The sequence below is a fragment of the Phormidesmis sp. 146-20 genome, from assembly GCF_052939475.1.
Window position 1 is genome coordinate 25525 of the sequence record NZ_JBJPHT010000062.1, and the last position, 7792, is coordinate 33316.

The window sequence follows — 7792 nt, forward strand, 5'->3', positions numbered from 1 at the left end:
TAGTCGGAGGTCTACCGTCTTTGCCGCTTTTGTCCAGAAAATTAGAGAATTCGTATCAGACTGACTACATTCACAAGTTAGCTTCAGACATGGATGTTGTGGTGACTGGGATCGGACTTGTCTCAGCGTTAGGAAATCTTGAAGCTAGTTGGAGTGGTTTATTGAAAGGGCGATCGAGTATTCAACTTTATCAACCCTTTCCACAACTGCCGCCAAAACCTCTAGCACTGATTGACAAATATCCTGCTGGGTTGGTGGACTTGACTGAGCAAATCGTCTGGGATGCGCTGCAAGACGCTGGACTTTCTTTGCCGTTGGCAGATTGTGGCGTGGTGATCGGGTCGAGTCGGGGCAATCAATCCGCTTGGGAAAAATTGACGACTCACTCCAACCCAACGCTGCTAGAAAATTGGCTAGAAACGTTGCCTAATTCTGCTGCGATCGCGGCGGCTCGACTGCTCAAAACTCATGCTCCTGTTTTTTCACCGATGGCCGCCTGTGCAACTGGAATTTGGGCGATCGCTCAAGGCTATGAACTGATTCAATCCGGGCAGTGTGACCGAGTGATTGTGGGAGCGGTGGAGGCTGCGATTACGCCCTTGACGCTGATTGGGTTCGATCGCATGGGGGCATTGGCACAAACGGGTTGCTATCCCTTTGATGGCGATCGGGAGGGCTTAGTTCTTGGTGAAGGGGGAGCCGTCTTGGTATTAGAAACTGCGGAGTTGGCAAGCTGTCGAGGAGCCAGCGTTTATGGTCAAATTCGAGGATTTGGGCTGACGGCAGATGGGTTTCATGTCAGTGCGCCAGCCCTCGATAGACGCACCGCGATCGCCACCATTCAGCACTGTTTAGAGAGAAGTGGCTTGAACCCTGAGAAAGTTAATTACATTCATGCTCACGGAACCTCGACGCAAGTTAACGATCGCACTGAAGCTCATTTGATCCAAACTCTCTTTCCCCAAGGGGTTCCGGTCAGTTCAACTAAGGGAGCAACGGGTCACACTTTGGGAGCGTCTGGCGCTTTGGGGGCTGCGTTTTGTTTGATGGCCCTGCGGGAGCAGAGATTGCCGCCCTGTGTGGGGTTGAAATCGCCTGAATTTGAGTTGGATTTTGTGACAGAGGCGCGGTCTCCTCAAGCCAATCACGTTCAAGCTAATCACAAAGGGTCGTCCTCGATTGAGAATGTCTTAAATTTTAGTTTTGGGTTTGGGGGGCAAAATGCGGCGGTCTGCTTTAGTCGTGCGTCACGGTAGACTTTTGAGAAAGGCTGTCACTAAATTTCCATGACTCTTACCGAACAAATTCTCTCGCAACTTGCAGGCGATGTCTTGAGTGGATTGAGGCGCACCGATGAATTGTGGCGTTCTCTTCGAGAAGATCGATTAGCTGTTTCTCAGGTGGTTCAAGAGAGTGGTGTTTGGTTAGAAACGCTTGATTATGATGTCATTATCTGCGGCGGCACATTAGGAATTTTGATCGGAGCGGCGCTGGTTCAAAAAGGGTGGCGAGTTGCCTTATTAGAGCGGGGAATTTTGCGAGGACGAGAGCAGGAATGGAATATTTCTCGTCAAGAACTTCAGGTATTTGTTGAGTTAGGTTTGCTGACTGAAGAAGAATTAGAGAGCGCGATCGCTACTCAATTTAACCCCGTTCGAGTTAGCTTTTCAGGGGGTTCTGAAGTCTTTGCTAAAGATGTGCTCAACAACGGAGTCGATCCCGTTTTCTTACTAGAAACCCTAAAACAAAAATTTTGCAATTCAGGTGGGAAGCTATTTGAAAATACGCCCTTTCAAGAAGTCACTGTGCATCCCAATGGCGTTTCTATTCAAAAAGAATTTACTGCCCGATTAATGTTAGATGCGATGGGGCATTTTTCGCCGATCGTGCGGCAAGCTAGACAAGGCAAAAAACCAGATGCAGTCTGTTTAGTTGTAGGCAGTTGTGCAAAAGGATTTCCTGAAAATAAGTCGGGTGATTTAATTGTGTCATTTACACCGATACAAAATCAGTGCCAATATTTTTGGGAAGCTTTTCCGGCTAGAGACGGTCGAACAACTTATCTGTTTACTTATTTGGATGCAGAAGTCGATCGCATCTCTTTAGAAGCGCTGTTTGAAGAGTACTTTCGCCTATTACCTGAATACCAAAAGATTAAACTCTCTCAGCTTCAATTTGAGCGCGTTTTATTCGGACTTTTTCCCTGCTATCGTGACAGTCCCCTCAAGCCAAAATGGGATCGTATTCTGCCTGTTGGCGATAGTAGCGGCAGTCAATCTCCCCTGAGTTTTGGAGGATTTGGGGCAATGGTGCGCCATCTAAAACGTTTGACAGAAGGGATTCATGAAGCGTTGGAAACTGATGTTTTGCATCGAGATGGGTTGGCCCCTCTACAGCCCTATCAGCCAAATCTCACAGTAACCTGGCTCTTTCAGCGAGCGATGAGCGTAGGCGTTGACCAAAAGATTGAACCCAATCAAATTAATGAATTGCTGGCGATCGTCTTTCAAGAAATGCAGCAGTTAGGAGATCCCGTTCTCAAACCTTTTCTACAAGATGTTGTCCAGTTTATTCCCCTACTTCAAACCTTAATGAAGACAGGACTTTCTCATCCCAAACTGGTGCTTAAAATCATTCCACAAGTCGGTATTTTGACATTATTGGATTGGGTCAAACACTTCGGTAGTCTGGCAACCTATTCATTGCTTTATCCGTTTGGCAAAACTTTGACACCCTGGACAAAGAATTTATTACCAATTCAACAATATTATTGGAATCGTTGGATTCAAGCCTGGAAATATGGCTCCGGAAAAGATTATAAAAAATAGCTTTTTCTCATAGATAGAAGTTGATAATCTAGAAAGAGAACCTCCCGCTGAAACAATGGAATTTTCCCTCGCTCGCCAACAGTTTTATCAAGAAGTGCGTCAACCCGATGAACATATTATTCTGGAAAAAGCAGCCCTTCATATCGCACAAGAAGAATATCCAACTTTAGAGGTCGATCGCTATCTCACCCGATTAGATGACATTGCTGAAGAAATTCGTAAACGCCTTCCGTTGGAACCTTATCCGCTCAAAACCCTGCAAACCATCAATCGCTATCTGTTTGATGAGCTAAAGTTTGTCGGCAACACAACAGACTATTATGATCCCCGCAACAGTTTCTTGAATGATGTACTCGATCGCCGCACAGGGATTCCAATCACTTTATCTGTTGTTTATCTAGCGATCGCTCAAAGAATCGATTTTCCAATGGTGGGAATTGGGATGCCCGGACATTTTCTGATTCGCCCTGATCAAGAAGAAATGGAAGTCTTTGTAGATCCGTTTACTCAAGGCGAAATTCTATTTCCTCAAGACTGTCAAGACCGCTTAAGTCAACTTTTTGGTCAGCCTGTTGAGATGCAGCCTCAGTTTTTAGAAACCGTTAGTAATCGACAGCTTTTAGCCCGAATGTTGACTAATCTCAAAGCAATTTATCTTAATAAAAATCAAATTGAATCTGCCTTAGCTGCGATCGAACGTATCCTTTTACTGTTTCCCAACGCGGCTCTAGAACTGCGCGATCGTGGCATTCTCTACTTTCGTACCAACCGCTGGATTGAGGCTCGACAAGATTTAGAACTGTATTTAGAAATGATGCCGAAAGCTGACGATCGCGATGTGATTCAGCAACTATTAAATCGGATGAGTAACCGATAATTTTCAGCATCCTAGCTTACACTTTGATAAACTTCCTCAGCCACTCGCTTGAGCCGTCGCAGTTGAGCCTGCATATCTTCTCGCGTCAACTTAGCGGCAAAAGTATCAAACCCAAAGCGGACGATCGGATTTGGAATCTCAAATTCAAACCGATTTACCAAACGAGTGCCTCGCGCTTCTGGCTTACACTCCCAGCGATCGCGCCCCTTAAAAAAACCCTGAAACTCCCAAACAACAAGCCCTGGCTCTCGCTCAACTACCACACTCTTAAGCGTTGGCTGCAAAACCGGAACCTGAATCACAAATCGGCTGCGGCTGCCCAAATCGGTAGACCAATCGCCCACAGGTTCGCATCGCAGAGCGGGATTAAGCCAACGGTGCATCAAAACTTGATCAGTAATACAGCGCTCAACCACGATCGCACTCGCATTAATTTGAATCGATTGCTCAAAGATTTGGGATGACATGTTAACTGGTGGTCAAAGAAACTAACTAGTGAATTTTAAAAAATATCTCTTTAGAACGAAGATTAGTCGGTAGGAACCTGCGATGTTATGCAGTGCTTGTGACATTCAATTCTCACAAAGCTAAGGATATCTACCGCTGCTCTAAAGATTTGAATGCTGTGAACTCTTCTAAAACTTTATGGTAATTTACCAAAACTTCAAAATAGTATTTCTGAAGTCTTTTCAGTTTAGGGAGTTACCAGTAATCTGATGAGGCAACCGTACTTTTCTCTAGTCGCAGGTTGCTGACTCTACGCGCTCTAGATAGGAACACGTAAGCTGATTTATACATAGTACTGACCGCTTTCCGACCTGATTCTAGACGCATGTTTCATTGATGAAGTGAATTGCGCGTCTTGCTTGATTAAATAAATGAGGTTAACTAGACAACCATGAACGAAATTTGGCACAGTCTTGGTCAGCTAACTGGGGTGCAAACGTGGATGCCCGATCGCGTTTTGGCACAAGCTGGTACTGATTTCTCGCCGATCCCCTATCTCCAACAAAGCAATCTGATGAACATTGTCCTCCAGTTGTTGGGGGCGCTGGCAATTTTGCTGATTGGCTGGCTGGTAGCGGGCATTGTTTCCAGTGTGGTTCGCAATCTGCTCAAAAAAACAGATTTAGACAATCGTCTGGCGGGGTGGGTTTCTGGTGGACGGACTCGCAGCGCAGTTAACACCGAACAAATCGGAGCCGCGATCGCCTTCTGGATCATTATGATATTGGCAGTCGTCGCTGCCCTGAATGCGCTCAACCTGACCACGGTTTCTCAGCCGCTCAACAATTTCCTCAACCAGATTTTTGCGTTCTTGCCTCGCCTAGGATCGGCCGCGATTTTGATTGGAGTGGCTTGGGTGGTGGCAACGCTGGCCAAGGCGATCGCAGTTCGCACAGCACAGTCTTTCTCACTAGATGAGCGCATTGCCGAACAGAACGATGCTGACCCACTAGCCCCCAGTCCCTTTTTGCTGAGTGAAACGCTGGGAAATGCGCTTTACTGGTTTGTGTTTCTGTTTTTCTTGCCGCTAATTTTGGGCGTTCTCGATTTGCAGGGGCCGCTTCAGCCTGTTCAAAATTTGCTGAATGATATTCTGGGTGCCCTCCCAAATATTCTCAAAGCGGTTCTGATTGGTGTGGTGGGCTGGTTTGTGGCACGAGTGGTCAGGGGCATCGTTACCAATCTGCTCTCAGCTACTGGAACGGATCAGGTTGGCGCAAAACTCGGTCTCAGCCGAACTGGAGGCGGACAATCGCTATCCTGGCTAATTGGCACGATTGTCTATGTCTTAATTCTGATCCCAACGGCTACGGCTGCCTTAGATGCCTTACAGATCCCCGCGATCTCTGGGCCCGCAACGGCGATGTTGAATCAAATTCTCAGCGCCATCCCGCAGATTTTTACCGCAGCAATCATTCTAGCCATCGCCTATGTGATCGGAAAGTTTGTTGCCGATTTGGTAAGCAACATTCTCGCCAGTGTTGGTTTCAACAACGTCTTTTACTGGTTAGGGCTGCAAGCGGCTCCCCATACGCCTCAAGTTCCCCCGACCGAGTATGACACTGAGTTTCAGACGGGTGAAACGCTGCTTCAAGCGTCGGATACTCCGTCGTCTACGCGCACGCCTTCTGAAATTGCGGGTGTGGTCGTGCTGGTGGGTATTTTGCTCTTCGCAACCGTTCCGGCGGCAGATGTTCTCAATCTACCTGCCTTGACGCTGATCATTACGGGGCTGCTGGCGATTTTTGGTCGCCTTCTAGTTGGGTTGGCGGTGTTCGCGGTGGGCTTGTATTTGGCGAACTTGGCTTACAGCCTGATTACTAGTTCGGGAAGTCGTCAATCAAAGTTTTTGGGTCAGACGGCTCGAATCGCAATCATTGCACTGGTGGCAGCGATGGCACTTCAACAAGCAGGGATTGCCCCTAATATTGTGAATCTGGCGTTTGGACTGTTGTTGGGCGCGATCGCCGTTGCGATTGCTCTCGCCTTTGGCCTGGGTGGAAGAGATGTAGCGGCCGACCAGCTTCGCGACTGGCTCAAAGATTTCAAAGGTTAGAACTCTCTCGACGTTAAACATTCAGTGCGTTGCTCAGGTGACGCACTTTTTTTGTGATCACGATCGCCGCTCACCCGAAACTTTTATAGTTGGAGCCTATTCCGCATTGCCTTTTATGACTCAGATCGTCCAGGCAAATGAACCAACGCTCAGTGAGGTTGAAGATCAGTTTAATCTGCGTCAAGTGCTGGATGACCCGACCTTCTTCTCAGAGTGGCAAAGTAACCTCAGTAGATCGCAAAGTCAACCCGAAACAGGCAAATAAATGGCTGTAATCAAGGGAAATCGTCGTTCCACCGCGTGAGCGAGGAAGTTCAGCATGGTTTTGAGGGGAAACAAAGTCTGAAAAACCCTCTGCCCGCCTAGTCTTGCGTGAGAGATGAAACACCAGAGCAAATAGACCCACAAATTCACCAGAATAAAGGCTAACGCGACAAATAGAAATCTGAGGATGGGATTTTTGGTGGTGGTGCGAATGCGATCGCGTTTCGGCATTATCGGTAGATCAACTCGAATCATTAGGGGAAGCATTACTTGATTTTTCCAGTGTTGCAGATTTAGAAGCTTGGCTGATAGAACAAAATTAGAGGAGCGATCGCACTAAGTCATTAAGCGATCGACAACAAAGCGCGATCTCTGTTCAGGTGAAGCACGATCAACGAAGCTTGTGGAAGGGGCATCGCAGGGGTGCGATCTCTGTACCAATGTTGATCGCTCGTATAGGTGATAGTTTCTTACTAGGGCGTATTAACAAGGTATTTTTCGAGGTCATCTAATATCTTATTCGCTCCTGACATACCCTGTACTCGCCAAGCTTCTTGATCAACAATGTAGACTCGACCATTTTTGACTGCCTCTAAACTGTTAATTAAGGAATTTTGGAAATAAAAATCTGGTGTTTTCTTGTCAACATGAGCGTCAGCAATAAATAGAACATCAGCATCAAATTCATCAATTGTTTCAATACTGAGGTTAAAACTATCGTGCATTGTGAGGTTCTGGCGGAGACCAATATCAGTTAGAACTTGAGTCGCTACACCGATACCGCGTTTGTCAAGAAGTCCTCCAATAAAACTATCTCCATAGATAATGACGGAAACCTCAGTTTGCTGTAATTGGTCTCCTAGATGCTCTTGCAACTCCTTAATACGCTTTTGATATTGAACAAGAACTTCCTTTGCCTTCTCTTCTTGACCAACTATTTGGGCAATATACTGAAGATTTTTCTTTACAGTCTCCAGGTTAGGAGTAGGTACTAAAACAGTTGGTGCAATTGCTGATAACAACTTGTATCTTTGATAGTTCTTATTAGAGTCTCCATCCAAAATTAAATCTGGTTTAAGGAGTAGAATCTTCTCTAATGAAGGTTGAAATGCGTCACCAACATCACTTGATCCTGAAACCTCATCGAAAGACACCCCTAGAAGAGTTTGTCTTCCTTCGTTGTAAGATGTAAAGCCAATGGGCTTAATAGATGTATCCAGAAATTAAATTGCGTTAAAAAAAGAGGGTAAAACGAAGTTT

At 46.2% G+C, this 7792-nt stretch carries 8 protein-coding genes and 1 pseudogene; 6 read left to right on the forward strand and 3 right to left on the reverse strand.

Annotated elements, in window-relative coordinates:
- Nucleotides 1–20 precede the first annotated feature (20 nt).
- From ACKFKH_RS29525 to ACKFKH_RS29535, 3 genes are read left to right on the forward strand one after another with little or no spacing between them, the layout of a single operon-like run.
- Nucleotides 21–1256, forward strand: coding sequence for a beta-ketoacyl-ACP synthase (locus tag ACKFKH_RS29525; protein ID WP_446861946.1), 1236 nt, complete (start codon nucleotides 21–23; stop codon nucleotides 1254–1256).
- Nucleotides 1257–1286: 30 nt separating this feature from the next.
- Entirely contained in the window at nucleotides 1287–2828 is a 1542-nt protein-coding gene (locus tag ACKFKH_RS29530; RefSeq protein WP_446861947.1) for an FAD-dependent oxidoreductase, read from the forward strand.
- Between the two features lie 55 nt (nucleotides 2829–2883).
- Complete coding sequence (locus ACKFKH_RS29535) at nucleotides 2884–3705, forward strand: SirB1 family protein (protein WP_446861948.1); 822 nt, start codon at nucleotides 2884–2886, stop codon at nucleotides 3703–3705.
- 11 nt (nucleotides 3706–3716) lie between these two features.
- On the opposite strand, the gene ACKFKH_RS29540 is transcribed toward ACKFKH_RS29535, so the two are convergent.
- Nucleotides 3717–4172 (reverse strand): SRPBCC family protein, encoded by a 456-nt coding sequence (locus ACKFKH_RS29540; protein WP_446861949.1) that lies wholly within the window; start codon nucleotides 4170–4172, stop codon nucleotides 3717–3719.
- Between the two features lie 431 nt (nucleotides 4173–4603).
- On the opposite strand from ACKFKH_RS29540, the gene ACKFKH_RS29545 reads away from it, so the two are divergent.
- On the forward strand, nucleotides 4604–6268 hold the full coding sequence (locus tag ACKFKH_RS29545) for a mechanosensitive ion channel (protein WP_446861950.1): 1665 nt from the start codon (nucleotides 4604–4606) through the stop codon (nucleotides 6266–6268).
- A gap of 37 nt (nucleotides 6269–6305) precedes the next feature.
- The gene (locus ACKFKH_RS29550; protein ID WP_446861951.1) at nucleotides 6306–6533 is read left to right on the forward strand and encodes a hypothetical protein; all 228 of its coding nucleotides are present in this window, start codon (nucleotides 6306–6308) and stop codon (nucleotides 6531–6533) included.
- On the opposite strand, the gene ACKFKH_RS29555 is transcribed toward ACKFKH_RS29550, so the two are convergent.
- Nucleotides 6512–6799 carry a hypothetical protein gene (locus ACKFKH_RS29555; RefSeq protein WP_446861952.1) on the reverse strand — a complete coding sequence of 96 codons (288 nt, stop codon included), beginning with the start codon at nucleotides 6797–6799 and terminating at the stop codon, nucleotides 6512–6514. The two genes, ACKFKH_RS29550 and ACKFKH_RS29555, sit on opposite strands and share 22 nt — an antisense overlap.
- Here ACKFKH_RS29555 and ACKFKH_RS29560 point away from each other — a divergent pair.
- Nucleotides 6790–6855, forward strand: a pseudogene (locus ACKFKH_RS29560) (DUF4351 domain-containing protein); the annotation flags it as partial. The gene ACKFKH_RS29555 and the pseudogene ACKFKH_RS29560 overlap by 10 nt on opposite strands.
- Before the next feature lie 150 nt (nucleotides 6856–7005).
- Here ACKFKH_RS29560 and ACKFKH_RS29565 read toward each other — a convergent pair.
- Nucleotides 7006–7686 (reverse strand): iron-siderophore ABC transporter substrate-binding protein, encoded by a 681-nt coding sequence (locus ACKFKH_RS29565; RefSeq protein ID WP_446861953.1) that lies wholly within the window; start codon nucleotides 7684–7686, stop codon nucleotides 7006–7008.
- Nucleotides 7687–7792 lie beyond the last annotated feature (106 nt).

Coding starts and splice junctions, on each gene's coding strand:
- ACKFKH_RS29535 (WP_446861948.1), top strand. CDS start 2,884: ATGGAATTTTCCCTCGCTCGCCAACAGTTTTATCAAGAAGTGCGTCAA.
- ACKFKH_RS29545 (WP_446861950.1), top strand. CDS start 4,604: ATGAACGAAATTTGGCACAGTCTTGGTCAGCTAACTGGGGTGCAAACG.
- ACKFKH_RS29530 (WP_446861947.1), top strand. CDS start 1,287: ATGACTCTTACCGAACAAATTCTCTCGCAACTTGCAGGCGATGTCTTG.
- ACKFKH_RS29540 (WP_446861949.1), bottom strand. CDS start 4,172: ATGTCATCCCAAATCTTTGAGCAATCGATTCAAATTAATGCGAGTGCG.
- ACKFKH_RS29555 (WP_446861952.1), bottom strand. CDS start 6,799: ATGCTTCCCCTAATGATTCGAGTTGATCTACCGATAATGCCGAAACGC.